The sequence below is a fragment of the Streptomyces sp. NPDC049577 genome (assembly GCF_040675635.1).
GTDB lineage: Bacteria > Actinomycetota > Actinomycetes > Streptomycetales > Streptomycetaceae > Streptomyces.
Genome location: NZ_JBFAPH010000002.1, coordinates 1 through 23045, shown reverse-complemented (window position 1 = coordinate 23045; position 23045 = coordinate 1). Strand labels below are relative to the sequence as shown.

Here is a 23045-nt window from a genome sequence, read left to right as displayed (position 1 = left end):
TTTCCCCTCCTGCAACGGGAGCACCTCATGAGCACACCTGCCCTGCCCCGGCATCCCCGCACGGGGCAGTCCGCCGTCGGCTGGCGCAAGCCCCGCGTCGGCGAGCACGGCCCGCAGCCGATCTGGCCGATCCGCGGCGCGGCCGCCGACGACGGCGCACCCGCCGGTGACCCGTCGCCGGGCGGTGCCCCCTCGCCTGCCGGTCCGCCCGGTGACGTGGCGCCGTCGAGCGGAGCGCCGAACGGTGACGCCCCGCTCGGGCCGGCCGGGGAAAAGGCACTGGAGGAGTGGAAGCGGCGGGCCCGCGAGGCGGAGAAGCTCGCCAAGGAGCACGAGAAGCGCATCGCCGCCTTCGAGGACGCCCAAAAGACCGAGGCCGACAAGCTCGTCGACCGGGCGGCGAAGGCCGAGGAGCGCGCGGCGAAGGCGACCCGCCTCGCCGTCGCCGCGAAGGTCGAGGCACTGGCCGCCGCCTCGTACCAGGACCCCGAGGACGCCGTCGGCGCCCTCGACCCGACCGCGTACATCGACGACGACGGCACCGTCGACACCGACGCCATCAAGAAGGCCCTTGCCGAGCTGCTGGAGCGCAAGCCGCACTGGGCGCGTGAGAGCGGCCCCCGGCAGCCGAAGCCCGACCGCGGGCAGGGCCCGCGCACCGGCGGAACGCCCGGCGTCGAAGACGAGATCCGCGAGGCGCAGGCCCGGGGCGACTGGCGAGCCGTGATGCGCCTGCAGAACAGCAAGCTCGCCGACGCAGCAAAGACCCCCTAGCAGCCGAGGGCAGGCACCAGGCCGCGCCCGAGCACCGTAAGGAGACCCCGCATGGCTGGGATCACCGCACTGGGCACGACCTACAACCTGCCCAACTACACCGGCATCCTCCACCAGCTCACCCCCGCCGACACCCCGTTCTTCTCCGCGATCGGCGGACTGACCGGCGGCGGGCAGACCGACGCCATCGAGTTCGAGTGGCAGACCTTCGACCTGCGCGCCGCCGGGCAGAACACCCGCCTCGAAGGAGCGGACGCCCCGTCCGCCGAGGAGCGCGTGCGGGCGAACGTCTCCAACCTCGTCCAGATCCATCAGGAGTCCGTGGCCGTCAGCTACACCAAGCTGGCAGCAACGCAGGCGAAGGCCGGCGTCAACAACGCAGAGCGCAACACGATCCTGTCCGAACTCGACTGGCAGACCGAGCAGATGCTCAAGCAGATGGTCCGCGACATCGAGTACTCCTTCATCCAGGGCACCTATCAGAAGCCGGCCGACAACACCACGGCCCGCAAGACCCGGGGCCTGCTCGCCGCCATCACCACGAACGTGATCGCGGCCCCCGACGGCGACACCGGCACCGCCGGTACCCAGCCGTCCGCGCTGACCGAGGATCTCGTTCTCGACCTGCTGCAGATGGTCTGGGACAACGGCGGCATCCAGGAATCGGAGACCGCGACCTTGCTCGTCAACAGCTTCCAGAAGCGCATGCTGACGAAGATCTTCATCACGGACAAGAACTACCAGGAGATGAGCCGCAACGTCGGCGGCGTCCGCGTCCAGACGATCGAGACGGACTTCGGGCAGCTGAACATCATGCTCGACCGCCACATGCCCGCCGGGACGCTCGCGGTCGTCTCGCTGGAGCAGTGCATGCCCGTCTACCAGGAAGTGCCGGGCAAGGGGCACTTCTTCGCCGAGCCGCTGGCCAAGACCGGCGCGAGCGAAAAGGTCCAGCTCTACGGCGAGGTCGGTCTCGCCTACGGCAACGAGAAGGCCCACGGCAAGATCACCAACCTGACCACAAGCTGACGGGAGCCCGGCCGATGGCCACCTTCACCAGCGACCGATACCCGCAGCTGAGAATCGGCGGCATCGTCCGGTTCGAGGACGGGGTCTGCACGACGACCGCGCGCGAGGCGCTTGCCCAGCTGCGGAAGTTCGCGGCGTCCGACGAGTACGGCATCACCGAGGTCAAGGCCCCTGGCGGACGGTCTGGGGGCAAGCACCCGGGCGCCGGGAGCGGCCGCCAGGACGAGGGAAGGGGCCGCGACCATGGCGCTGCCTCCACTGGCGACGACATTTGATCTCGCCGCCTTCGCGCAGCGCAGCGACATCCCCGCCGCGACGGCCGAGCTCGCGCTCGCCATCGCCTCGGCCACCGTGCGCGCCTATCTGCGCCTGGACGTCACCGCGGTGACCGGTGACGTCGTCACCGTGCCCCCGTCCTACCGGCGCGAACTGCAGCTGCGACAGCGTCCGGTCACAGCGGTGACCAGTGTCGTCGGCGCCGACGACGGGCAGCCGGTCACCGGCTGGACGCTGCGCGGCGCTGCCCTGGTGCGCGAGCAGCCGTGGACGAGCGAGGTGACGGTCACCTATGACCACGGCTGGGCACAGGTCCCCGACGACATCCGGGGCGTCGTACTGGCCCTGGCGCAGGCCGCCGTGACCAACCCCGAGATGCTGCGGCAGGTCTCCATCGATGACTACAGCCGGACCTACGCCACCGAGACGCTCGGGGCGGGCGGCCTCTCGCGCGCCGACGAGAAGGTGCTCGACCGCTACCGGCGCAGCAGTTTCACGGTGGTTCCCCGGTGACCGCCGGGCAGGTCGCTGCGGCCGGCCGCCGGGAAGCCGCCGCGCTCTTCCAGGACGCCTGCCGGATCGAGCGGGCCGGGGAGTCGACGGCGTCCGACGGCGGCGTCGACAGCGAGACGACGACGGTCCTCTACGAGGGTCCGTGCCGTCTGCGGGAGACCGCGCGGGCGGTGTCGGCCGACTCCTCGGGGCAGGCCCCGGTCGAGACATGGCAGTACACGGTGTCGGTCCCGGTGACGGTCACCGCCGTGCGTTCCTACGACGCGGTCGTCATCACGGCGTCGGCCGACCCGTCGGCGGTCGAACTGCGGCTGCGGGTGCGCAGCGTCGGCCGGGGCACTCACATCACCGCCCGTCGGCTTGGGTGCGAGGAGGTATCGCGGTGATCGTCGTCATGGGTCTCGTCGAGACCGAGGCCTACCTCGCGGGCGTGCCCGCCCGGCTGGCCGTAACCGGCAGGCAGGCGGTCGAGGTCACCGCCCGGAAGGTCAAGGACTCGGCGCGTCAGCGCATCTCGGGACACAAGTACCTTCCGCAGTACCCGAGGTCGATCACCTACGAAGTGAAGACGACCGCGGCCGGCGTCGAGGCGGAGATCGGGCCGGACAAGGGCGCCGCTCAGGGCGCGCTCGGCAACATCATCGAGTACGGCAGCGCGAACAACGCCCCGTTGCCGCACCTCGGGCCCGCGCTGGAGGAGAACGCCGACGACCTCGCGCGGGGCGTCGAGATCGCGGTCGCCCACGCGCTGGGCCTGTGAACACCGCCGACCGGCTCGTCGCCGCACTGCGGGCGGCCGGTATCGCCACCGGCGACGCACAGGCGCGCGTCGGCGACGTACAGCTGACAGGCCGGTACTGCGTGGTCTGGCCGGTGCTGGAGCGAGCCGGAGAGAACACCATCGGCGACCCGAACACCGACCGCATCATCGACATGCAGATCACCTCGGTCGGGCCGTCCCGCAAGGCTGCCGATCAGGTCGCCGAGGCGGCCGGGGCAGTCGCCCTCGGCGTCCTGGAGCCGCCGGACGGACAGACATGGATGTGCGCCCCCGAGTACGTCGTCGGCAACCCCACCATGCGGGAACCCCCGAGCGATCCCGCACGTCCCGACACCGCAATGTGGGCGCGGGCCGACGTCTACCGCTACTACCTGACCCCCGCCTGAGTGAGGACGCCATGTCACAGACCGTCGTGCTGACCCACCCCGAACTACCCGGCGTCGAGTACGCCTGCACCCGCGCCCAGTACGAGGGCGTATGGCAGGCCGCCGGCTGGGTCGAGAACCTCCCCGAGGGCGGCGACACCCCGGTGCCCGAGCTCCCGAAGCGCCGGGCGCCCATCCCTCCGGCTGAGCCGGTCCCCACCAGCAAGGAGAACTGACATGGCACGCTACGGCTCCACCGGAAAGATCGCGATCGTCTTCGCGCCCGCCGTCGCGGACACCGCCGCGCCGACGGTCGCCGAGATCACCGCCGGCACGAACCTCTCGGACTACATCACCCGCGACGGGCTCAAGACCCCGTCCTCGGGCAACACGATCGACGCCTCGGACATCGGATCCCGCTTCAACAAGACGGCCGCCGGTACGTACGGCGGCGACGCCGCCGAGATCACCGCACATCGCGGCTCGAAGGGCGGGGGCTCCGGCGACGACAAGGCGTGGACGACCCTCACGCAGGACACCGTCGGCTTCCTGGTCATCGGCCGCCCCGGCCTCGGTCAGAACGCGACTACCGGCATCGGCACCAAGGCGGGACCGGCGACCGCCGGTGACCGCGTCGAGGTGTACCCCGTGACGGTCATCTCCCGGGCGATGGCCGACACCGGCGACAACGAAACCGCCAAATTCACCGCCTCCATGGCGATCACTGGCGAGCCGGCACAGGACGCGGTGGTTGCGGCATGACACCGACGCCCGGCATCCCGGAGACGTTCGCCGGCCCCGGAGCCCCAACCGAGGGGGCCCTGTCGCTTGCCGACGTCCGCAAGAGGATCCAGCGCCCCCGCCAGCACGTCGACATGGTCATGGACGCCGAGGCTGCCGACGAGATCGACGTGCTGGCGAAGCTGTTGGAAAAGGCCAAGCAGCTGGACGAGCAGACCAACGAGCCTGATCGGGCCCCCGCCCTCGCCCGGCGGCTGCGCGCGCTGGAAGAGCAGGCCGAGGCCTCGACGGTGACGTTCGTCCTGCAGGCGATCAGCCACCGGCACTACGCTCGGCTGCAGACCGAGCACCCGCCGACCGAGGCCCAGATCGCCGAGGCCCACGAGCGCGGCGGCGATGGTGTCCCCGCTTTCGACCCGGACTCGTTCGCGCCTGCCCTGGTCCGCGCCCAGATGCTGTCCCCGACTGTCGGCAGCGAGCAGGAATTCGCCGCCTTCTGGGACGACCTGTCCGACGGGCAGATGCGCGAGCTGTGGATGACGGCCCTCTCGGTGCAGGTGGGAGTCACTGAGCTCGGCCCAAAATCCGAGAGCGCATCCGAAATTCTGCGGAGCTTCGGACTCAGCTGAACTATTGCGCGCCCCGCGGGATCCCCTACAGCGTCTTTATGGGGCGCACGGTTGCACCCGGCGAGCCGGTGTGGCTGGAGGACGACACGATGCTCGCCGTCGAGTGGCAGCGCCTGCAGGACGAGACATGTCCTGGGTGCGGGCACCTGCTGTCGGAATCCATGGACGAGGCGACCGAGTACGACGTGCAGTCCCTTACCTGCTTCGCTTGCCAGGCCAAGGATCAGACCGAACGCGCGCTCGCCGCCAAGGAGAACGCCGATCTATCCGGCCGGAAACTGATTGCCACAAAGGCGGGACGCCGGGAGCCACTCATGTCATGACTCTTGCTTGGCGTCGGGCTCGCCGGATGCGGGCCCGACGTTGCGTAAGGCTGGTCAGTACCGTGCGCGGAACCACATGAAGAGCAAGCTCACTGCTCCGCTGCCAATTCCGTAGGCGGCGCCGCGCATTACTTCGTGCCTCAAACGTCGCCCGGGGTGCTTGATCCAGCGGCGAACTCGCTTCGCTGCGATCTTGGACATGCCGCCCTTGACCGGGCTACTCTCCATCTTGGTGCCCCTTCCCGTTGACTGCGTGCAGGGTCGCCGCACAGGGAGTCCAACCGACCAGTGGCTAGGAACCGGTGTCGGTGCGGACTCCCTTGCGTTGGGCAGAAGTTTAGGCACACGGCAGCATTCTGACGGAGCATCAGCCATGCTCCGCTGCTGCACTTATGTGCATCCAGCTGCACGGAAAGACACCGAACACCGTCGAACTTCTACTTAACCCCGCTGAAAGTAGGAGCTTGGCGCGTGATTTGTGATGCGCGCCACATTTTCCCTAGGTGAGTAGCAGTTTCTCTCCCGTTTCCAGATCCGATAGCTCTGACCTGGACTTTTGACGAGGAAACGATTCGTCTTTGTGAACACCGCGCCGATGCTGCGAGGGGGTGCCGAGATGGCTGTTCGCACCGTCCGCGTGGTTCTCACCCTCGACAACGCGCAGTTCGCGCTCGGCATGCGCAGCTCGACCGGGCAGCTGGTTGCCTTCGGCACCTCGGCCAGCCGCGCCGGGCTGGCAGCCGCGCAAGGACTGCGCGTCGTGGGCACGACGGCCGGACGCACCGGCGGGCAGGTCGCCGCGGCGGGCGCGGCTGGAGCCACCGGGTTCCGGCGCATCCAGGACGGCGCCGCCGGGGCGGCGAAGAAGGTCGCTGGGCTGGGCACGCTGCTCGCTGGGGGTGCCCTGATCTACGGGCTGCACGACGTCGTCGAGCAGGGCAACGAGTACAGCCGCGCCCTGCTGAAGTACACCGAGGTCACCCGGGCCAGCGGATCCGAAATGGCGGCCGCCTCGCGCGAGGCGCAGGCGCTCGGCGCTGACCTGCGCCTGCCGGCGACCTCGTCCGCCGAGGCTGCCGACGCCATGGTCGAGCTCGCGAAGGCCGGTCTGTCGGCGGGCGACGCTGTAAAGGCCGCACGCGGCACCCTGCAGCTCGCGGCCGCCGCGCGGACGGACATCGCGCAGGCTGCGAAGATCCAGGGCGACATTATGGATCAGTTCTCTATGAAGGCGTCGGAATCGACACGAGTCGCCGATGTTCTGGCGAACACGACGAACAACGCGTCGGGCGAGCTGATCGACATGTACTACGCCATGAAGTACGTCGGTCCGACGGCGCACGGCATGGGTGTGGAGATCGAGGACGCCGCGACGGCGATCGGTCTGCTGGGGAAGTCCGGGATCATCGGCGAGACGGCCGGCACGACGCTGCGCGGCATGCTCGTGAACCTCGCGAAGCCGACGCGGCTGATGAAGAAGGGGCTCGACGAGCTCGGGATTCAGGCCTTCACCTCCGAAGGGAAGTTCAAGGGGCTTGAGTACGTCGTCGACCGGCTGCACGACGCGCAGCACCGGCTGACGCAGGAGCAGTTCACCTCGGCGGCTGCCATGGCGTTCGGGAAGCCCGCGCTCTCGGGGGCGACCGCGCTCGCCCACCAGGGGGCCGAGGCCTTCGAGCTGCTGGGCGTTCAAGTACGGCGTGCGGGCGGCGCGGCCGATATCGCCGCGGCGGAGTCCAAGGGGCTCGGTGGTGCCATGCACGGGCTGAACAAGCAGGTGAAGGCCGCCTTCCTGCAGCTCTACCTCGGCATGGCGCCAGGGCTGGAGAAGGTCACGCGCAGTATGGCCTCGTCCGTGGCCGCCGCCGTGCCCTTTATTCAGCGTGGGGTGAAGACGGCGACGGACCTGTGGGACATCTACGGGCCCGGCGTCGAGCGCAAGCTCGACGCTGCTGCGGCCCGTGTCGGTGCCGGGGCTGGGCGTCTGGCCGAGCCGGCGAAGCAGGCCATCGTCAGCGGCCTCGCTGCTGCGGTGCCGGTGGCCGTCACCAGTGTCAGCACGCTTGAGCAGGTGTTCAGCGAGGCGGGCGACGCCGCAGGGCCCCTGGTCGGCGGGCTCGAAGAAGTTTTCGCCTCGGTATCCGGTGGCTCAGGCGCGCTGGATGTACTGGCCGGTCGCCTGCAGGCCGGGGTCGGACTCGTCGGCGACCTCGCCGCCGTCTTGGGGCCGATCGGCTCGGTCGCCGGCGAGGTGGCTCATGCCTTCGCCATGCTGCCCGGCCCGGTACAGCTGTCGCTTCTGAGCATGCTCGCCCTGCGCCCGGTCCGACCGATGCTCGACGGCATGCGCGCCTCCGTCATCGGCTACGGCCGTAGCGCCGTCGGCGCGTTCCAGGGCGCGGCCGGTGCCATGCAGACGCAGCGGATTCTCGCCGCGCAGCAGGGCGTGACCCTGACGAACATGGGCGCCGCTCTGGCCGCGCTTGAGGCGCGGTCCCCGGTGCTGCAGAACATGGCTGCCGGTTACCGCGACGCTGCTGCGGCGACGGCTGCCGCAGGCGGCCGCTTGTCCGGCTTCCGCTCGGTCGTTGCCGGCACCACCGTTGCACTGAGCCGCGGCATGATGTCCGGGCTCAAAGGCGTCTTCGCATTCTTGGGTGGCCCGTGGGGCATCGCCGTCGCTGGCGCCATGATCGGACTCGACTTCCTCGCCGACCGGCAGAGAGCCGCAGCGCAAGCGGCAGCCGAGCATCAATCGCGGATCGACTCGCTGGCGAGCGCGCTGCAGGAGTCGGGCGGCGCCTACACCGAGACCGTGCGGCAGCAGGCCGCATCGACGATCCAGTCGCAGAAGCTCAGCGACACCAACGCCACGCTTGCCCAGGTGCTGCGGCTGTCAGGAATCAGCCTGCGAGAGGCGACCGACGCCTACCTCGGTCAAGGTGAGTCCGTCGACCAGCTGGTGGAGAAACTGTCGAATCTCGCGGCCGTCGCCCTCATGAAGGGCGATCCGATGGGAGAGGTGTACGCCGACGCGGCGAAGACGCTGAGGGGTATGGCCGGGGACGCGGACGAAGCCGCGCGGTCCGCGAAGGATCTCGCCGACGCGACCCGATCCGGCGCGGATGCCGCCAGCGCGGCGTCCAGCCCGACGACCCGGCTGCAGGAAGCGATCAAGATTCTGGGCGACTCCTCGTCGGACGCCAACAGCAAGACGCGCGCCCTGCACGACGCCCTCACCCTGCTCTCCGGCGGCGAGCTCGACGTGCAGGCGGCCGCCGCCCGCATGAACGAGGATCTCGCGCAGCTGAAGGAAACGTGGAAGGACGTCGACAAGTCCAAGGGGTTCGGCAAGAACCTCGGCGACCTCGACAAGTCCCTCGTCCTGGTCGACGGCACCCTGAACACCACTACGGCCAACGGCCGAACTCTGTTCAACCAGCTGCAGAAGATCAACGAGTCGACGGCCGGGCTCGCCCAGACGACCTACGACTACGCCCGCGCCAACGGTGAGAGTGCCGTGCCCGCGCTGCAGCAGGCCGAGCAGGCGATGCAAGGCTCGTGGGAAGCCGCGGTGAAGGCGGGGCAGCAGTTCGGTCTGACCGCCGAGCAGGCGCAGGTTCTCGCCGCGAAGATGGGTTTCATCCCGAGCTCGCTCGCGATCACGCTGAGTACCCCAGGGCTGAGTCAGGCGCAGAAGGAACTGCTGTTCGTGCAGGGGCTCGCCTCGCACCTGCCGAGCGGTGCGACGATCACCGTCTCGGCGCTGACGCAGGAAGCACAGGCCGAGCTGGAAAGCGTCGGCGTGAAGATCCGCACGCTGCCCGGCGGCCGGCAGATGGTGATCACCGCACCGACCGGGGAAGCGCAGGCGGCTCTCGACGCGCTGATCGCGAAGCAGATCCCCGGCAAGAGCGTCCACGTCTCCGCCTCGACTCAGGCCGCGATCGACGATCTGGAGGCGCTGAAGGGGAAGGTCGCCTCGACCAAGGGCTCGACCATCACGATGCGGGCCCCGACCGACGAGGCCCGTGAGCAGATCGAAGCATTGGGCTTCAAGATCAAGAAGACGGACGGCAAGACCGTCGTCATCGCGGTTCCCACCGGTAGTCAGCAGTCTGCCCTCGACGCCCTGCAGGGCCGGATCGACGCCCTGCACGGCAAAACCATCCTGAACTACGTCGAGACCGTCAACAAGCCACTCTGGGAGGCTGACGGGGGGATCGTCGAGCACTACGCGGCCGGCGGCATGCGTGAGCGGCACGAGGCGCAGATCGCACCGGCGGGGGTATGGCGGGTGTGGGCGGAGCCCGAGACCGGAGGGGAGAGCTACATCCCGCTGGCGCCGAGCAAGCGTGCCCGCAGCCGTGCCATCGCCGAGGAGACCGTGCGCCGCCTCGGTGGCAAGCGGATCGAGTGGTTCGCCGGCGGCGGCATGTCCGGCTTCACCTACACCCCGGCCGGTGCCCCCGTGCTCGGTGGCACGGGTGACCCGAAGAAGCGCGTTGACAACCTCGTCGGGCAGCTGCGGGATGCGTGGAAGGAGTACAACGACGCGCAGGCCGAGCTCGCCAAGGTCCGCAAGGGCAAGCACACCCGCGCCCAGCTGCGCGCGGCCGAGAAGAAGGTGCGCGACGAGCGGCAGGACGTCGTCAGCCTGAACCGCGAGCTCGGGCAGTCCGACATGGCGCAGGCTCCCACCCACTTCAACATGCGCAACTATCAGAAGCAGCTGACCGACTCGCTCGCCGAGACGGAGAAGTGGCGCAAGAGCCTCGCCGTGGTCGGGCGGCGCGGCGGCGAGGAGATCCGGCAGATCCTCGAAGGCATGGGCGAGGACGGGTACAACCTCGTCAACCAGCTCGCGACCGCGTCCGACAAGCAGTTCAGGGACATCACGGAGAAGCTGAAGAAGACGGCCGGCGTCGCGAAGGCCTCGCTCGCGGACTTCGACCAGCAGGTCGAGGCCAGCAACAAGGCCAACGCCCAGTTCCAAGCCGACCTGCAGGCACTCGCCGCCGGCGGGTACGGCGACCTCGCCCGGCAGCTCGCCTCGCAGGGCGACCAAGCCGCGATGGACCTCGCGCACCAGGCCGCCACCGGTAAGGCCAGCGATGCCGCGAAGGCGAACACCGCCGTGCGCAAGTCCGCATCGCTGCTGACCGGCGAGGACCTGACGAACTCGCTCACCGTGCTCTCCGCGCTCCGCGCGCGACCGGGCAGCGGCATCGCCGACGTCATCGCCGCCGGCGTGGACTGGTCGACCCTGCGCGCCCTGGTGCCGCGCATGCTCGACCAGATCAACAAGCTGCCCCAGCAGTACAAGGCCATCTTCCTGCAGCAGTGGGCAGGGCAGTCCGGCGCCAAGGCGATGGCCGCGGGCGGCATCCTCTCCGGCCGGTCCCCGCTCGTCCTCGCGGGCGAGCGCGGGCCCGAGTCGTACATCCCCCTCGACGGCTCGGTGCGCTCCCGCGCGCTGCTGACCCAGACCGCCCGGCTCATGGGCTACCAGCTCACCCCCGTGCGCACCGCCTCGGCGGCCGCAGGCGGCGGCCGGACGGAGATCCACAAGCACATCCACGTGACACTCAACGGCGCCCGCCAGTCGGGCGCCGAGCAGGCCGCCGACATCGCCCGGCACCTCGCCTTCGTCGGCTGAAAGGGGGCACCCGCGTGGACGGACTGCAGCCGGGCTACTGGTTCGGCGGCCTGCGCATCCAGCTCGGCCCGATCACCTTCGGCGTAGTCGACAGCGCCTACGTGCACTGGCACTGCGACACCTTCGAGGGGTGGGACGCGGCCGAGGTACGGGCCGAGGTCACCCAGCGCGAGGCCGATCACGGCGCATGGGCGGCACCGGTCTACCTCGGCGAGCGGCCGATCACTCTCGGCGGGAAGGCGACCGCACCCACGCGCTCGGCCGCCGACGACGCCATCGAGCGGCTGCTCGCCGCCGTCTCGCTGACCGACACGACCTTGACGGTCTACGAGTCCATACCGAAACAGGCGACCGTGCGCCGATCCGGCAAGCCGCTGATCCGGCGCCTGACCGACAAGACGATCGAGTGGTCGGCCCTCGTCACCGCCGCCGACCCGCGCCGGTACGCAACCGCCCTGCAGACCGGGACGACCGGCCTTCCCTCCACCAGCGGCGGCCTGACAGAGCCCTACACCCTGCCGTACACGATCACGGCGGCCACTGTCACCGGCTCGATCACCGCCACGAACACGGGCACCTTCGAGACCCGCCCGGTCTACTTGATCGACGGGCCGGTCTCACAGCCACAGGTGCTCACCCAGATGCCCGACGGCACGGTGCGGGCCCTCACCTACGGCCTCGACCTCGCGACGGGCGATCGACTGATCATCGACACCGACGCGCACACCGCCACCCTCGCCGACGGCGTCTCGCGACGGCGCTTCCTCTCGGCGCCGTCCGGCTGGCCCGTCATCCCCGCCGGCGCCTCGGTCGCCATCCAGTTCCAGGCCGCCACCTACGACCCGACCGCGCTGCTGACCGCCCGTTGGCGGTCAGCTTGGATCTGAGGGAGAAGACGCCGTGGCGGCATTCGACCCGCTCGACATCAACGGACTCACCTACGACGGCATCGAACTGCGCCGCGCCGCCCTGCTCGGCGTCATGGGCGACGGCACGGCACTCGGCGCGCGGCCCGGCATCCGGCCGGGCGAGGGCGGGCTCATCACCAGCCTCGCCGGCTCGACGATCAACGTCACCGCCGGTGCGGCATGGCTGTACCGGTCCGGACAAGGCGTCTACCGGGCCGCCCTGCCCGCCACGTGGTCGGGCACCCTCACCGCCGCGCACGCCACCCTCGACCGCATCGACCTCGTCTACCTGCGGGTGTGGGACAACTCCGTGGACGCGAGCGGCCTCAACCAAGCCGACGTCGTCTACCTCGCTGGCACCCCGTCATCGACCCCCGTCGCGCCCACCCCCGCCGGAACGCAGATCTACCTGCCCTTGGCCACCATCAGCGTTCCCCACACCGGTGCCGGCTCGCCCTCGGTGTCCCTCGCCGTCCGACCCGTGACCGTCGCCCCCGGCGGCATTGTCCCCGACGCCGCGGCGAGCGGCATCTACGCCGGGCAGTACCGGGACAACGGCACCGGACTGCAGCGTTACGACGGCACCGCCTGGTCCGACGTCCAGCCGCAGGGCATCGGCAAGCTGCTCTTCGCCCGGAAGACTGCGGACACGGCCCGCTCGAACACGATCACAGCCACTGATGACCCCCATCTGTCCGTGCCGGTGGTCGCGAACGCCATCTACACCGTCGAGGGATTCATCGTCTACAACACCCCCAACGCGGCTGACTGGAAATACCAATTCGCCCTGCCGTCCGGTTCGACACAGCTGTGGGCGCCCTGGGGCCTGTCGGCCGAGGCGGACACCAGCGCCGTCGGCCCGATCCGCACCAGCACCTCGACCGGCGGCGCCACCCAGCTCGGCGTCAACTCCACCTCGAACGTCTCCGTCCGCCCCGTCGGGCTCTTCCGCATCGGCGCATCGTCGGGGAACTGCGTCGTGCAGTGGGCACAGGGCATCGCCAACGCCGGAGCGACCACCGTCGTCACGGACTCGTGGATCAAGCTGCAGCGAGTCGCCTGATGACCCCCGGCACCCCCTATGAGCTCGCCTGGTACGGCTGCGACCTGCGCACCGGGCAGATCGTCGAGGAACTGCGCGCGCTGAAGCCCACCGGCGCGCTCTCGCGGAAGCTCGGAGACTTCACGACCGCGAGCTTCGAGCTCGCCGTCGCCGGCGCCCCGCCCGGCTGGGAAGCCGCCACCGACGGAGGCCGGTCCCTGCTCGTCGCCGTCGACACCGCGGCGAACATGCCGGTCTGGGCCGGCATCGTGCTCACCCGCGACGGCGGATCCGCGAACACAGTCACGCTCCAAGCCGCCACGCCCGAGCGGTATCTCGACTCCCGGTACCCCGGAGATCAGACGCTGATCGGCGCCGACCAAGCAACCGTCATCACCTCACTGATCACCCCAGCCCTTACGCAGGGCCCGCCCTTCGTCATGGACGCGCCCGCCACCGGTTCGACGATGGACTTCCTCGTGCAGGACGGCGACGACAAGACGATCTTCTCGTGCCTGCAAGAGGTCATGGGCATGGACGGCGGCCCCGAGTGGACCGTCGACGTCGCATGGTCCGACGCCTCCCGCACCGGCTTCACCCTGCCCGTGCGCGTGCGCGCCACGATCGGCGCGCAGACCAACACGCCCGAGGGCACCTTCGACTTCCCCGGCTGCGTCAACACCTACCAGCTGTCCGAGTCCTACGAAGCCAGCAAGGGCGCCACCGTCGTCCAGGCCCGCGGGGAAGGTGAAGGCACATCCCGGCTGATGTCCGGTGTACACACCGCCGACGCCCTCATCGCCGGCGGCTGGCCGCGCTGGGTCTACCGCTTCACCCCGGCGACCGGCGTCACCGACCCCGTACAGCTCAACGCCCACGCCGCGAAGGCGCTCGCACTCATGCAGACCGGCGCCCGGATCTGGCAGGTCGAGGCCGTCGCCTCCCGCGCCCCGCGGCTGGGCTCCGACTGGTCCCTCGGCGACAGCGTCCGCATCGCCGTCACCACCTCCCCCCGCCACCCCACCGGCACTGACGTCGTGGCCCGCGCATGGGCATGGGAACTCGACGCCGACGCCGACCGCGTCCGCCCCATCCTCGTCGAGGAGAGCTGAATGCCCAGCGCCGGTGACCAGCTGCCCGGCGGCGCCAACGCCATGATGCGCCGCCTCGCCACCCTCGAACGCGAAGTGAAGGAACTCCGCGCCGCCCGCCGCCTCACCGCCTCGGCCATCAGCGGCGGCGACGGACTGACCGTCCGCAACGCCACCGGCGGGCCCAGCGTCCGCGTCACCGCCGACGCCGGCGGCATCGCCTTCCTCACCGCCCAGCAAGCCGCGATCCTCATCTCGTCCGGCCTCGCCGAAGAGGCCCAGCCCGGCATCGTCACCGCCTACGCCGACAGCGGCGGCGTGCCCTTCCCCGTCATGGTCCTGATGTGCCCGGACGTCGACGAAGGCGTCGCCTCCGTCGTCATGCAGGGCGGCACCCCGGGCGGCTCCGGCCCCATCTGGCAGGCCGCGGCGGGAAGCGCCACGCTCACCATCAACGAGACGGCCCTCGGCATCGTCCTCGCCGCCGCCGGCTTCACCTTCGACGCTTCCGGCGCCTACTTCACCGGCGAGGCGTGGACGGCCCTCACGCTCGCCAGCGGATGGACCGCCTTCGGCAGCACCTACCAGTCGCCGATCTTCATGAAGAAGCTCGACGGCATGGTGCAGCTCGCCGGGCTCATGGCCCCCGGCACCACCGCCAACGGAACCACGGTCGCCACGCTGCCCACCGGGTACCGGCCCGCCGCCGACCACGTGTTCAAGGTCAGCGCGGGCGCCGCCGGGGCTCACGCCGACGTCTACGTGCGCTCGTCGGGTGCCCTGCAGATCCAAAACACGGTCGGCACCATCGCTTGGCTCTCGCTCTCGGGCATCCGATTCCCGCTCTGAGCAGTCGACCCCTTTCCGGTTCCGGACAGAGGCCTACACCGCACCAATCTCCCTTGCGCGATAGAGAAGGCTGGACATGGGAATTTACGGACAGGACTGGGCGAGCTACCAGTCGTCGACGCCGAGCACGGCAGGGCTCGACTTCGTATTCGTCAAAGTGACCGAAGGTCTCTCCTACATCAACCCCAAGTGGGCGGCCCAGAGGGATCACGCGAAGTCGATCGGCCTGGTATGGGGTGCCTACCACTACCCGCACATGCGGAATTCTCCCGAAGCAGAGGCCGACTTCTTCCTCGGGCAGGTCAACTGGAAGCCCGGTGACCTCGTCGTTCTGGACTGGGAGGGGTACGACGACGCCAACAGGTCCGTTCCGCGCACCGCTCAGGCCGCTTACAAAGAGGAATGGCTGCGGTACGTGAAGAAGCGCCTTCCTTACAACGCGGTTGGGCTGTACGCGAATCTCGACTACTGGCGGAACGTCGACACGACGAGCTTCTTCGGTGATTTCTTGTGGATCGCCACGGCTGGACGTCCGGCAGGAAGCCCCGGCATCAGCGCCCCGTGGCTCTTCCATCAGTACAGCGATGCCGGTGTCGACCGCGACTACTGCCACATGCGCAGCAGAGAAGAACTCCGCGCGTGGACCATGTCCTTCCAGCCGAAGCCCCCTACCGCGCACCTCCTGGAGGAAGAGATGCTTTCGTACTTCCCCGTCCCCGCGAACACCGACTTCGACCTTCCCGTCGAGCCCGCTGGCACGGTCGCCTCGCCGCAGGGCGGCGCTCGCAACGGACCGCTGTGGATAGCGCTCGCGCCCCAAGGGGCGGACGGGCAGATCACGACGACGTTCCACACGGAAGGGGGAACGTGGGGCAGCCCGGGAAAGGCAAACCCGGTGACCCTGGGCGGCAGTAAGTACCTGATCTCCTTGCCCGACGGCCTCGGCATCGACAAGGTCCGCATCCGGTCCACAGTCCCGCTCTTCGGCTACCTCGTCGGCCGACAGGTCGCCTGAGCTCCATCCCCCAGTAGTCGCCCGTCGCCGGTGTCAGCCCCGGCGACCTGACGAACGGAAGATCCCGTGACCGATCAATCACGACGCACCGTGCGTACCGTCGTGCAGGCTCTCGTCGGCCTCGCCGCCGCACTCCCCGTGCTGCTCCCGACCCTCGGCGTACCGAAGACGGCGGCCGGCTACGGCGTCGTGCTTGCCGTGGCCGCTGGCGTCACACGCGCCATGTCCTCGCCGGTCCTGCAACGGTTCCTGCCCGCGTGGCTCCGCACCGAGCAGAGACCGGCGGACGGTGCCCCGTGACGTCATCCACCATGTCCGGTGAACCGGCGGCTGTTGCAGTCGAGTTGGAAAGACTTCGAGGCGCCGTCGACGTCGGTTTCGCCACGCTCAACGGGAGGCTCGATGTAGCTCTGCAGCGGCAGTCGACGATCGAGGCCGATGTTGCGGAACTTGGTCGCCGCGTGGACGCGTTGGAGCGGGGCCGTTGGCCTCTTCCTTCCTTGGCCGCCCTCGTTGGTCTCGTCGCTCTGCTGGTCAGCCTTTACCAAGCGGTGCGACCGTAGATGTTTGCAACACCCCTCGCCCCTTGCGCTGCGTTGCCGGCGCAAGGGGCTTCTTTCCGTTGGATCAGTTCACAGCTTCTTCGCCAGCGATTCGAATACCGGTGAATTTTCGAAGGGCTGGATTTCACCGAGCTTCATCCAGCCCCACGAGTAGTACGCCGTTCTTGCCGGCGTGTTCGCTGGGTCCACAAGGATGGTGGCTAGGCTCTCCCGGCGCCCTTCCAACAGGCTGTTGTGAAGAAGGCGGGCAATCCCCTGGCGCCTCCAAGGCGGACGCACCATGAGCTCGGAGATCGCGAATACCTGGCCTTGCTTGGTTTGCTCCCGGACCCCTTGCGGAACTTCACCCCGGAAGCCGCCCCACCAGGTGCCCGACGATGCAATGCCGAAGCCGAAGATGTAGCCGACCAACTCGTGGTCCTGGGTGGCCGAGACCAACTCAAACCCTGGGCGCTGCACGTATGCAGCAAGGCGATCCAGGAACGCCGCACGTGAACGAAAGGCACCGTCCAGCTTTTCTGCATAGGCCTCCTCGTACACGTCCGCGAGTTCGTCCCGACGTTCATCGGCTGCCCTGCCGTCGAGCCTGTTGAGGGACAGGTCCGTCATGCTTCCTCCAATCGCTACCCTGCGAGAGCCCTGGACTCTTCCAAGAAGTCACGGACCAAAGGAGCGCTCTTATGTGGCTCTACACTTTTCCGGAAGGCTGCGAGGCGAGCCGATGTGCGGGTCGAAGACACCTCAGCAAGCAACGGAAGGGCACGTCGGGCGACGTCACACGCGTCCCCCACTTGCCCTTGCTTGAGCTGTACTTCTGCGAGGACAACGGAATACCACGCAAGATTTCGCCCGTAGCGCGGATCCATATCCTGCAGGGTCTTCTCTGTCATCCGCTGGGCGACCTCGAAGTCACCCAGGTCGGCGTGACAGGTGGCTGCAAGCCCGTCAAGCTCGGCTTGCGAGTAGAAGTCGATCCATTTCGGATCTTCGTCTGACGGCCCGTGGTCGAAGGCGCGGTAGGCGCGGGTCAGAGCAGCTGTGCATTCCCTCTTGTCCCCGAGCCGCGACCAACCGCAGGCCTCTCTCAGCGCGAGCAAGGACATCAGCCTCGGAGGGACATGCCGAGCGCTGACGCGCTGCCCCATGCGGGCGAGCTCGACAGCGTCACGAGGCATCCCATTGCGGGCCGCAGCCATCGACATTTGGGCGTAGGCATGCACTTCGACCTCTGGGTCGTCGGCCATTCGTGCTTGATAAAGCGATTGGCCGTAGAAGCCCCAAGCGTCCACCGGTCGGTCAGCGTCGTAGCTAAGCCAACCGGTGAGAACGGCGAGGTCGCCATACGCTGAGCGCAGATGTTTGCCGGTGGTATCCGTGTACCGCGCCGTGTTGATAAGGCGGTTCAGAGCCCCTAGAGCTCGCTGCGCATCCACGCTCAGATTGTCGCCGCCCATACGCTCGTCGAGCTGCTTGAGCTGGCGCACCGTCCTTCGAACCGTCCTCACCTCTGCGGTTCCGATCTTGCGGGGCGTGCCACGCTCCGTGCAGAACCCCAGAGCGGCGAGGCCGAACGCGAACTGTCGCCGGTCCACTGCCTGCTCCTGGCCGTCGAGTTGATCCAACGCGACGACCGTACGCCGGGGACTGCGGCCGGTGGAAGGGGCAACCACGAACCCCAGCGCGTCCATGCTCTCTCCGGTGATGTCCGTCAAGACCCTCCGGTAGACGGACCGTGGGCACTTAACGTCGCCGTCTTCCCACGTGGCGATCACCCTGGAAGTGCACCCCGTGTTCTCGCCGAGCTCGGCCGCTCGGTTGTTGATGAGGGTGGCGAACTCGGAGCGGCTCATCTGGAAGCGTTCCACGCGGATGGCACGGACCTTCGCGTTGGGGATCTTTTTCTCAACCACCACGGCCCCCGGCTCTCCTGTGTCGTTGGCCCGACGGTAGCGCCGTTGGGTGCCATGAGGGTTCGGGATGCATGACAAAGTCCGGCTCGGTCGTGAACTTGCATCGAAGATGCATCACCGTGCCGTCGCTCATGCTCGTGCGCCGCTTCTACGGTCAGTGCCCTACCTGACCCCCAACTGACGCCGAGGTCATCCATGCACTCGACGACGACCGGCGGAGCCACTATCGCTGGCGCCCCTAAGCAGGCCCACACGCCTCCCCCTGAGTGGCTGATCGGGAGAGTGGTGGTCGACACCACGCGTAAGCAGGTGGGCAGAGTGATGGGCCACGTTGGGCCGAATTTCCAGCTGCGCCCCCTCAGGGGAGGACGCGAGTGGGAAGTCGCCACGCGGAACATCAAGGTGCTCCCCACCCAGTCGGGCTGCCCTCAGTGCGTCGGCATCAAGACAGCGCGGTCCCGAGCCCGAGCCGAGGGACGCACCAACGCGGTGCACCTGCTGACAGCAGCCCTCGGCCGCCACAACCGATCGGCACACTCGTGAGCACCGACGTCCTGCTCACCGCGCCCGTGCCCCCCACCGCCGGGCTGCTCTGCACGGTAATGGCCGCGGCGTGGGTCGAGGAGACCGACACCACGCCCCTCGGCTTTCTGCTTCTCTCGCACCCGCCCGCCCGCCGCCGCAACGAGGATCCTGGGACTATCGAACGAGGCATGCGCGGCCTCGGCGTAGCGCTCGGCGGACTGCGCCCCACCTTCGAGAAGGTCAAGCACACCGGCAACCGCATTGCCCTGCTCGGCAGCCTGAGCACTCGGGCTCTTCTCATGCTCGACAACAGCCCCCTCGTGTACCGGATCCCGCCGGCCCCTGCTGAGTGGATACGCCACGTCAGGGCCGGCGGCCCGGTCTGCATCATCCTTGGGCTGACCCCCGTTCCACCGCTCACCGACCACGAGCGGATCACCCGCTACGCCGGCGCCGTTGTCGCTTGGGACCGGGCACTCGTCGGGCTTTCAGGCGTCACCGACGCCCGTGCCTGGCGCAGGTCAGCGAGGCAGAGTGCCGCGCCGCCTTGCCATCGGGCCGACGAGCGCGTCGACCGTCGCAAGTTCGTCACCAGCTGGGCCGGCATCACGGACGTGCGTCAGCCGGAAGCGGGTGAGAGCCGGTGAACCTGCTCTTACGCCTGCTGCGCTGGCTCTGGCCCGACATCGAAGAGCCGCCGTTCATCCCCGCCCCCCGCACCCCGCCGTCCCCCGTGCCGCGACCGATGCCGGCGGCGCTGCCCTCGCGCTCGTGGGCCGAAGCGTGCGGACCGTTCTTTTCCCCGCCCGCCATGCCGCAGCCCTACCTGCCGGCTGCGGTGCGCAGGCACTATGCGCGCCTCGGGTGTGCCTGCAGCACCGCATGCGACCGCTGGAGGACAGCGGCGCGCGTCTCCTAGCCCCTGCCCCTTGATGAGGGTAGGTCACGGTCCCGCCCGGCTTCCCCTATGGCCGATGCCAGCCGGGCGGGATCCCACCGGCCAGCCGGTCTGCACCACTGCACGACGGCGCGGGGAAGGCCCCCGCACCGGCACGTGGGCACCAGGAAGGCAACCGATCATGACGGTAGTCACTGAACAGCCGCTCCTTCCGGTACAGCCGCAGTCCGTACAGCTCGAACTCACGACGATGTGCCCGGTCCGCTGCGCGATGTGCTTCGTCTCCGCCAGCCCGCAGGGCACGCACGGGACCATGACCCCGGCCGAATGGCGCGCCGTGATCGACGAGGCCGCAGCGCTCGACATCCCGCTCGTCCAGCTGCTGGGCGGCGAGCCGACGCTTCACCCGCACTGGGTCGAGCTCACGGAACACGCCTTGGCCCTCGGCCGCCGTGTCGAGGTGTACACCAGCCTGTACAAGATCCACGAGCGCTGGTGGGGCGTCCTCGGCCGCAAGGGCGTCTCCCTCGCCACCAGCTACCACAGCGACGACCCCGCCGAGCACGACCGAATCACCGGAAAGCCGGGCAGCCATCGGCGGACCCGGGCCAACATCGAGGAAGCCGTCCGCCGGGGCATTCCTCTGCGTGCCGGCGTCGTCGAAACGCTGCCCGGACAGCGCGTCGCCCAGGCCCGCGACGACCTCGTCGCCCTCGGCGTCACCAGGGTCCGCATCGACCGCAGCCGCGCCATCGGACGGGCCGCTACCGCGGCGACGCCCGACGCCTCCGAGCTGTGCGGACGCTGCGGCCGGGGCCAACTGGCCGTGCTGCCCGACGGCACCGTCGCGCCGTGCGTGATGAGCCGCTTCATGCCGGCCGGCTCCGTGAAGGGCGGCACGCTGGCCGAGATCCTCCACAGTCCGGCATGGCGGAGCACCGTGGACCGGGTGCCGGTGCGCGCGCAGGACCCGTGCGATCCGGACTGCAATCCGGGTCTGGATGGTTCGGACTGCGCTCCCGCCGAGCAGGAAGCATGCGATCCCGCGTACGCGGACATCCCCGACCAGCCCGACAAGAAGTGAGGCGGCGCCCGTGGACTGGAAACCGTATGCCGAGCGGCTGGCCGGCGAGGTCGCCGATCCCGTCTCACGCTGGCGCCCGCTCGTGGCACAAACCCAACGTCACGCCCTGGTGCCCCGATGGTGGGAACGCGCCCAGGGCGGCGGCTGGACGCTGCGCGACGGCGCCTCCGACCCCGAGAAGTGGCTGAGCACCGCCTACTCGGACCGCACGCTGGTGACCCGCATCGGCCCCCTGCACGCCGACCACGCCGAGCCGGGCCACACCACCACCGGCCCGGCGACCTCGTCCTCGACCCACCCCGCCCTGGTCGTCCAGATGTACCGGCACGGCCGGCTCGTGAAGGGGCTCGACCTGCTCGACGTCGGCACCGGATCGGGCTACGGCACCGCGCTCGTGGCCCAGCTGCTCGGCGAGAAGCACGTCACCGCGATCGACGTCGACTCCTACCTCGAAGCGGCGGCGACCGAGCGGCTCGACCGCATGGGCCTGCACCCGACCATCGTCACCGGCGACGCGACGGGCCCCTTGCCCGGGACGTACGACCGGATCGTGTCGATGGTGTCGGTGTGGCCCGTACCGCCGTCGTGGCTGGCCGCGCTCCGGCCGGGCGGACGCCTCGTCACCACGATCGCCAACACCTCGGCCATCCTCACCGCCTGGAAGACGGAGGACGGCCGGGCGGTCGGCAGGATCGAGCGGGACTGGGCCGGCTTCATGAGCACCCGGCACGGCGACGACTACCCCACCGGCCTCGCCGGCCGCCTCGACACCCTCGTCGACGCCGACGGCGAGCGCGTCACCGAAGGCAGGTACCCCGTGCTGAACCTCAGCGAAGCGTGGGAGCTGCGCTCCATGCTCGAACTCGCCACCCCGGGCGTGGAGACCCACTACCGCCAGAACGGGCGGCGCCGGACCGCGTGGCTGCTCCACGAGGACGGCTCATGGGCACGGGCGACGGCCGACTTCATCGCCCCGCCCATCGTCCACCAGACCGGCCCACGACACCTCTGGGACATCCTGGAACGCATCCGGCACCGCCAGAACGCCGAGGGGGGACTACCCCTCTACGGCAGCCACGCGGAGATCACGCCTGACGGCGTCGTGCATCTCTCCCGCAGCAACTGGACGGCCGAGATCAGCTGACCCCCACGGCGCCGCCCGCACGCATCCGCGCGTGTGGGCGGCTCCTCGCGCCGTCATTAGCGCCTGTCCGTCGACGAGCTGGTCGTCGAGGCATACGAAGCCGTTCAACGGGGAACTACCGAGAAAGCGCCTATGGCATATGCACCCCCCACGCGCCGGCGGCTGTGGCAGGCATCAACTCGCGCGAGGCATGCCGGTCCGCCCGGATGACGGAGTCACGGCCAGTCACGGCCCCGAGCCCCTGCACCCCGGACTCGGGGCCACGGCCATGTTCCCACCGGATCGCGCCAGGCCGACGATTCCCAGCCAAAGACAAGCCGAAAATAGGCCAAGCGCCTTGCCTGGTTTTGCTCGGCGACGACCTGCAAAGACGCACGTCAGCACATCGCTCAGGCACGCACACCTTCTAAGCGCTTGGCCGCAGGTTCGAGTCCTGCCGGGGGCGCTTTCCGCACGTCCTACGCCTCTCCCTCCGGGAGGGGCGTTTTTGCTGTTCGGGGGCCGTTCGGCGGGTGCTCTCCGGAGCGCCGGGCGCGGTCGGCGGCGGCGGGCGGCCCAGCGCTGCCCGTACGTCACGAACAGTGCCGGAGAGCACGGCTCTTGAGGCGCGCGCCGCGTTGCTCGGGCGGTCAGGTCCGCCGGTTGCTGCCGGTGTCGATGAGGATCTGCCGGGCCTGGGTGACGTTGTCGGCCCGTACGGCCCTGGCCATCGCGGCACGTGCCGCGTCGGGTGCCGCGTCGGGCGGGACCAGCAGCAGGGCGAAGTGATCGTTTTCGCCCCGGGTGATGAGAACCGTGTCATCACCGACCGGGAAGGAGTCGAGGCGGACCACCCGGTCGTCGATGACGAGCCGCGTCGGGAGCTCGTCCCAGGCGCTCGCGTCGAGGCCGACGCGTGTGATGGGGCCGAGGTGCTCGGTCAGAGC

Annotated in this window: 25 protein-coding genes; 21 read left to right on the top strand and 4 right to left on the bottom strand. The window is 69.4% G+C overall.

Translation table 11 applies throughout. The annotated features are described in order from the left end of the window. The first annotated feature begins 27 nt into the window (after positions 1-27). The 18 genes from AB0K09_RS00490 (at position 28) to AB0K09_RS00405 (ending at position 16295) form a co-directional block, all read left to right on the top strand. A complete protein-coding gene (locus tag AB0K09_RS00490) occupies positions 28-774 on the top strand; it encodes a hypothetical protein (protein ID WP_366062961.1) in 747 nt (248 codons plus the stop codon). Between the two features lie 51 nt (positions 775-825). Then, positions 826-1803, top strand: a complete 978-nt coding sequence (locus tag AB0K09_RS00485; RefSeq protein WP_366062960.1) for a DUF5309 family protein — start codon at positions 826-828, stop codon at positions 1801-1803. Between the two features lie 14 nt (positions 1804-1817). Further along, complete coding sequence (locus tag AB0K09_RS00480) at positions 1818-2078, top strand: hypothetical protein (RefSeq protein ID WP_366062959.1); 261 nt, start codon at positions 1818-1820, stop codon at positions 2076-2078. Continuing rightward, positions 2047-2592 (top strand): hypothetical protein, encoded by a 546-nt coding sequence (locus AB0K09_RS00475; protein WP_366062958.1) that lies wholly within the window; start codon positions 2047-2049, stop codon positions 2590-2592. The genes AB0K09_RS00480 and AB0K09_RS00475 overlap by 32 nt, the downstream gene beginning before the upstream one ends. After that, positions 2589-2978: a DUF6093 family protein gene (locus AB0K09_RS00470; RefSeq protein WP_366062957.1), complete on the top strand. Its 390-nt coding sequence runs from the start codon at positions 2589-2591 to the stop codon at positions 2976-2978. Before AB0K09_RS00475 ends, AB0K09_RS00470 begins: the two co-directional genes overlap by 4 nt. Beyond that, positions 2975-3352 carry a hypothetical protein gene (locus tag AB0K09_RS00465; RefSeq protein ID WP_366062956.1) on the top strand — a complete coding sequence of 126 codons (378 nt, stop codon included), beginning with the start codon at positions 2975-2977 and terminating at the stop codon, positions 3350-3352. Before AB0K09_RS00470 ends, AB0K09_RS00465 begins: the two co-directional genes overlap by 4 nt. Beyond that, positions 3349-3759 (top strand): hypothetical protein, encoded by a 411-nt coding sequence (locus AB0K09_RS00460; RefSeq protein WP_366062955.1) that lies wholly within the window; start codon positions 3349-3351, stop codon positions 3757-3759. Before AB0K09_RS00465 ends, AB0K09_RS00460 begins: the two co-directional genes overlap by 4 nt. Positions 3760-3770: 11 nt before the next feature. Then, positions 3771-3974, top strand: a complete 204-nt coding sequence (locus tag AB0K09_RS00455; protein WP_366062954.1) for a hypothetical protein — start codon at positions 3771-3773, stop codon at positions 3972-3974. A gap of 1 nt (position 3975) precedes the next feature. Beyond that, positions 3976-4500 carry a hypothetical protein gene (locus tag AB0K09_RS00450; protein ID WP_366062953.1) on the top strand — a complete coding sequence of 175 codons (525 nt, stop codon included), beginning with the start codon at positions 3976-3978 and terminating at the stop codon, positions 4498-4500. Continuing rightward, the gene (locus AB0K09_RS00445) at positions 4497-5108 is read left to right on the top strand and encodes a hypothetical protein (RefSeq protein WP_366062952.1); all 612 of its coding nucleotides are present in this window, start codon (positions 4497-4499) and stop codon (positions 5106-5108) included. The genes AB0K09_RS00450 and AB0K09_RS00445 overlap by 4 nt, the downstream gene beginning before the upstream one ends. A 38-nt stretch (positions 5109-5146) precedes the next feature. Next, the gene (locus AB0K09_RS00440; RefSeq protein WP_366062951.1) at positions 5147-5431 is read left to right on the top strand and encodes a hypothetical protein; all 285 of its coding nucleotides are present in this window, start codon (positions 5147-5149) and stop codon (positions 5429-5431) included. Between the two features lie 616 nt (positions 5432-6047). Further along, positions 6048-11090, top strand: coding sequence for a phage tail tape measure protein (locus tag AB0K09_RS00435; protein ID WP_366062950.1), 5043 nt, complete (start codon positions 6048-6050; stop codon positions 11088-11090). Between the two features lie 14 nt (positions 11091-11104). After that, on the top strand, positions 11105-11977 hold the full coding sequence (locus AB0K09_RS00430) for a hypothetical protein (RefSeq protein WP_366062949.1): 873 nt from the start codon (positions 11105-11107) through the stop codon (positions 11975-11977). Positions 11978-11990: 13 nt separating this feature from the next. Beyond that, entirely contained in the window at positions 11991-13061 is a 1071-nt protein-coding gene (locus tag AB0K09_RS00425) for a hypothetical protein (protein ID WP_366062948.1), read from the top strand. After that, a complete protein-coding gene (locus AB0K09_RS00420; RefSeq protein ID WP_366062947.1) occupies positions 13061-14152 on the top strand; it encodes a hypothetical protein in 1092 nt (363 codons plus the stop codon). Before AB0K09_RS00425 ends, AB0K09_RS00420 begins: the two co-directional genes overlap by 1 nt. Further along, entirely contained in the window at positions 14153-14980 is an 828-nt protein-coding gene (locus AB0K09_RS00415; RefSeq protein ID WP_366062946.1) for a hypothetical protein, read from the top strand. Between the two features lie 76 nt (positions 14981-15056). Next, complete coding sequence (locus AB0K09_RS00410) at positions 15057-15995, top strand: glycoside hydrolase family 25 protein (protein WP_366062945.1); 939 nt, start codon at positions 15057-15059, stop codon at positions 15993-15995. A gap of 66 nt (positions 15996-16061) precedes the next feature. Then, on the top strand, positions 16062-16295 hold the full coding sequence (locus tag AB0K09_RS00405; protein WP_366062944.1) for a hypothetical protein: 234 nt from the start codon (positions 16062-16064) through the stop codon (positions 16293-16295). Between the two features lie 2 nt (positions 16296-16297). Here AB0K09_RS00405 and AB0K09_RS00400 read toward each other — a convergent pair whose 3' ends face one another. The 3 genes from AB0K09_RS00400 to AB0K09_RS00390 form a co-directional block, all read right to left on the bottom strand. Beyond that, a complete protein-coding gene (locus AB0K09_RS00400; protein ID WP_366062943.1) occupies positions 16298-16543 on the bottom strand; it encodes a hypothetical protein in 246 nt (81 codons plus the stop codon). Positions 16544-16627: 84 nt separating this feature from the next. Further along, entirely contained in the window at positions 16628-17167 is a 540-nt protein-coding gene (locus tag AB0K09_RS00395) for a GNAT family N-acetyltransferase (RefSeq protein ID WP_366062942.1), read from the bottom strand. Positions 17168-17181: 14 nt separating this feature from the next. Further along, positions 17182-18471, bottom strand: coding sequence for a hypothetical protein (locus AB0K09_RS00390; protein WP_366062941.1), 1290 nt, complete (start codon positions 18469-18471; stop codon positions 17182-17184). Between the two features lie 536 nt (positions 18472-19007). On the opposite strand from AB0K09_RS00390, the gene AB0K09_RS00385 reads away from it, so the two are divergent. The 3 genes from AB0K09_RS00385 (at position 19008) to AB0K09_RS00375 (ending at position 22119) form a co-directional block, all read left to right on the top strand. Further along, positions 19008-19640, top strand: a complete 633-nt coding sequence (locus AB0K09_RS00385) for a hypothetical protein (protein ID WP_366062940.1) — start codon at positions 19008-19010, stop codon at positions 19638-19640. A gap of 432 nt (positions 19641-20072) precedes the next feature. Further along, positions 20073-20975: a radical SAM protein gene (locus AB0K09_RS00380; protein WP_366062939.1), complete on the top strand. Its 903-nt coding sequence runs from the start codon at positions 20073-20075 to the stop codon at positions 20973-20975. Positions 20976-20985: 10 nt separating this feature from the next. After that, positions 20986-22119 (top strand): methyltransferase domain-containing protein, encoded by a 1134-nt coding sequence (locus AB0K09_RS00375; protein WP_366062938.1) that lies wholly within the window; start codon positions 20986-20988, stop codon positions 22117-22119. Between the two features lie 629 nt (positions 22120-22748). Here the strand turns inward: AB0K09_RS00375 and AB0K09_RS00370 are convergent. Beyond that, positions 22749-23045 (bottom strand): DUF5994 family protein (locus AB0K09_RS00370; RefSeq protein ID WP_366062937.1); only part of this gene is annotated, 297 nt, incomplete at its 5' end.

Bases quoted from the DNA above. Each gene is read 5' to 3' on its own strand.
- AB0K09_RS00395 (WP_366062942.1), bottom strand. From the start codon at position 17,167: ATGACGGACCTGTCCCTCAACAGGCTCGACGGCAGGGCAGCCGATGAA.
- AB0K09_RS00420 (WP_366062947.1), top strand. From the start codon at position 13,061: ATGACCCCCGGCACCCCCTATGAGCTCGCCTGGTACGGCTGCGACCTG.
- AB0K09_RS00410 (WP_366062945.1), top strand. From the start codon at position 15,057: ATGGGAATTTACGGACAGGACTGGGCGAGCTACCAGTCGTCGACGCCG.
- AB0K09_RS00380 (WP_366062939.1), top strand. From the start codon at position 20,073: ATGACGGTAGTCACTGAACAGCCGCTCCTTCCGGTACAGCCGCAGTCC.
- AB0K09_RS00475 (WP_366062958.1), top strand. From the start codon at position 2,047: ATGGCGCTGCCTCCACTGGCGACGACATTTGATCTCGCCGCCTTCGCG.
- AB0K09_RS00485 (WP_366062960.1), top strand. From the start codon at position 826: ATGGCTGGGATCACCGCACTGGGCACGACCTACAACCTGCCCAACTAC.
- AB0K09_RS00440 (WP_366062951.1), top strand. From the start codon at position 5,147: ATGGGGCGCACGGTTGCACCCGGCGAGCCGGTGTGGCTGGAGGACGAC.
- AB0K09_RS00435 (WP_366062950.1), top strand. From the start codon at position 6,048: ATGGCTGTTCGCACCGTCCGCGTGGTTCTCACCCTCGACAACGCGCAG.
- AB0K09_RS00445 (WP_366062952.1), top strand. From the start codon at position 4,497: ATGACACCGACGCCCGGCATCCCGGAGACGTTCGCCGGCCCCGGAGCC.
- AB0K09_RS00480 (WP_366062959.1), top strand. From the start codon at position 1,818: ATGGCCACCTTCACCAGCGACCGATACCCGCAGCTGAGAATCGGCGGC.
- AB0K09_RS00455 (WP_366062954.1), top strand. From the start codon at position 3,771: ATGTCACAGACCGTCGTGCTGACCCACCCCGAACTACCCGGCGTCGAG.
- AB0K09_RS00450 (WP_366062953.1), top strand. From the start codon at position 3,976: ATGGCACGCTACGGCTCCACCGGAAAGATCGCGATCGTCTTCGCGCCC.
- AB0K09_RS00490 (WP_366062961.1), top strand. From the start codon at position 28: ATGAGCACACCTGCCCTGCCCCGGCATCCCCGCACGGGGCAGTCCGCC.
- AB0K09_RS00415 (WP_366062946.1), top strand. From the start codon at position 14,153: ATGCCCAGCGCCGGTGACCAGCTGCCCGGCGGCGCCAACGCCATGATG.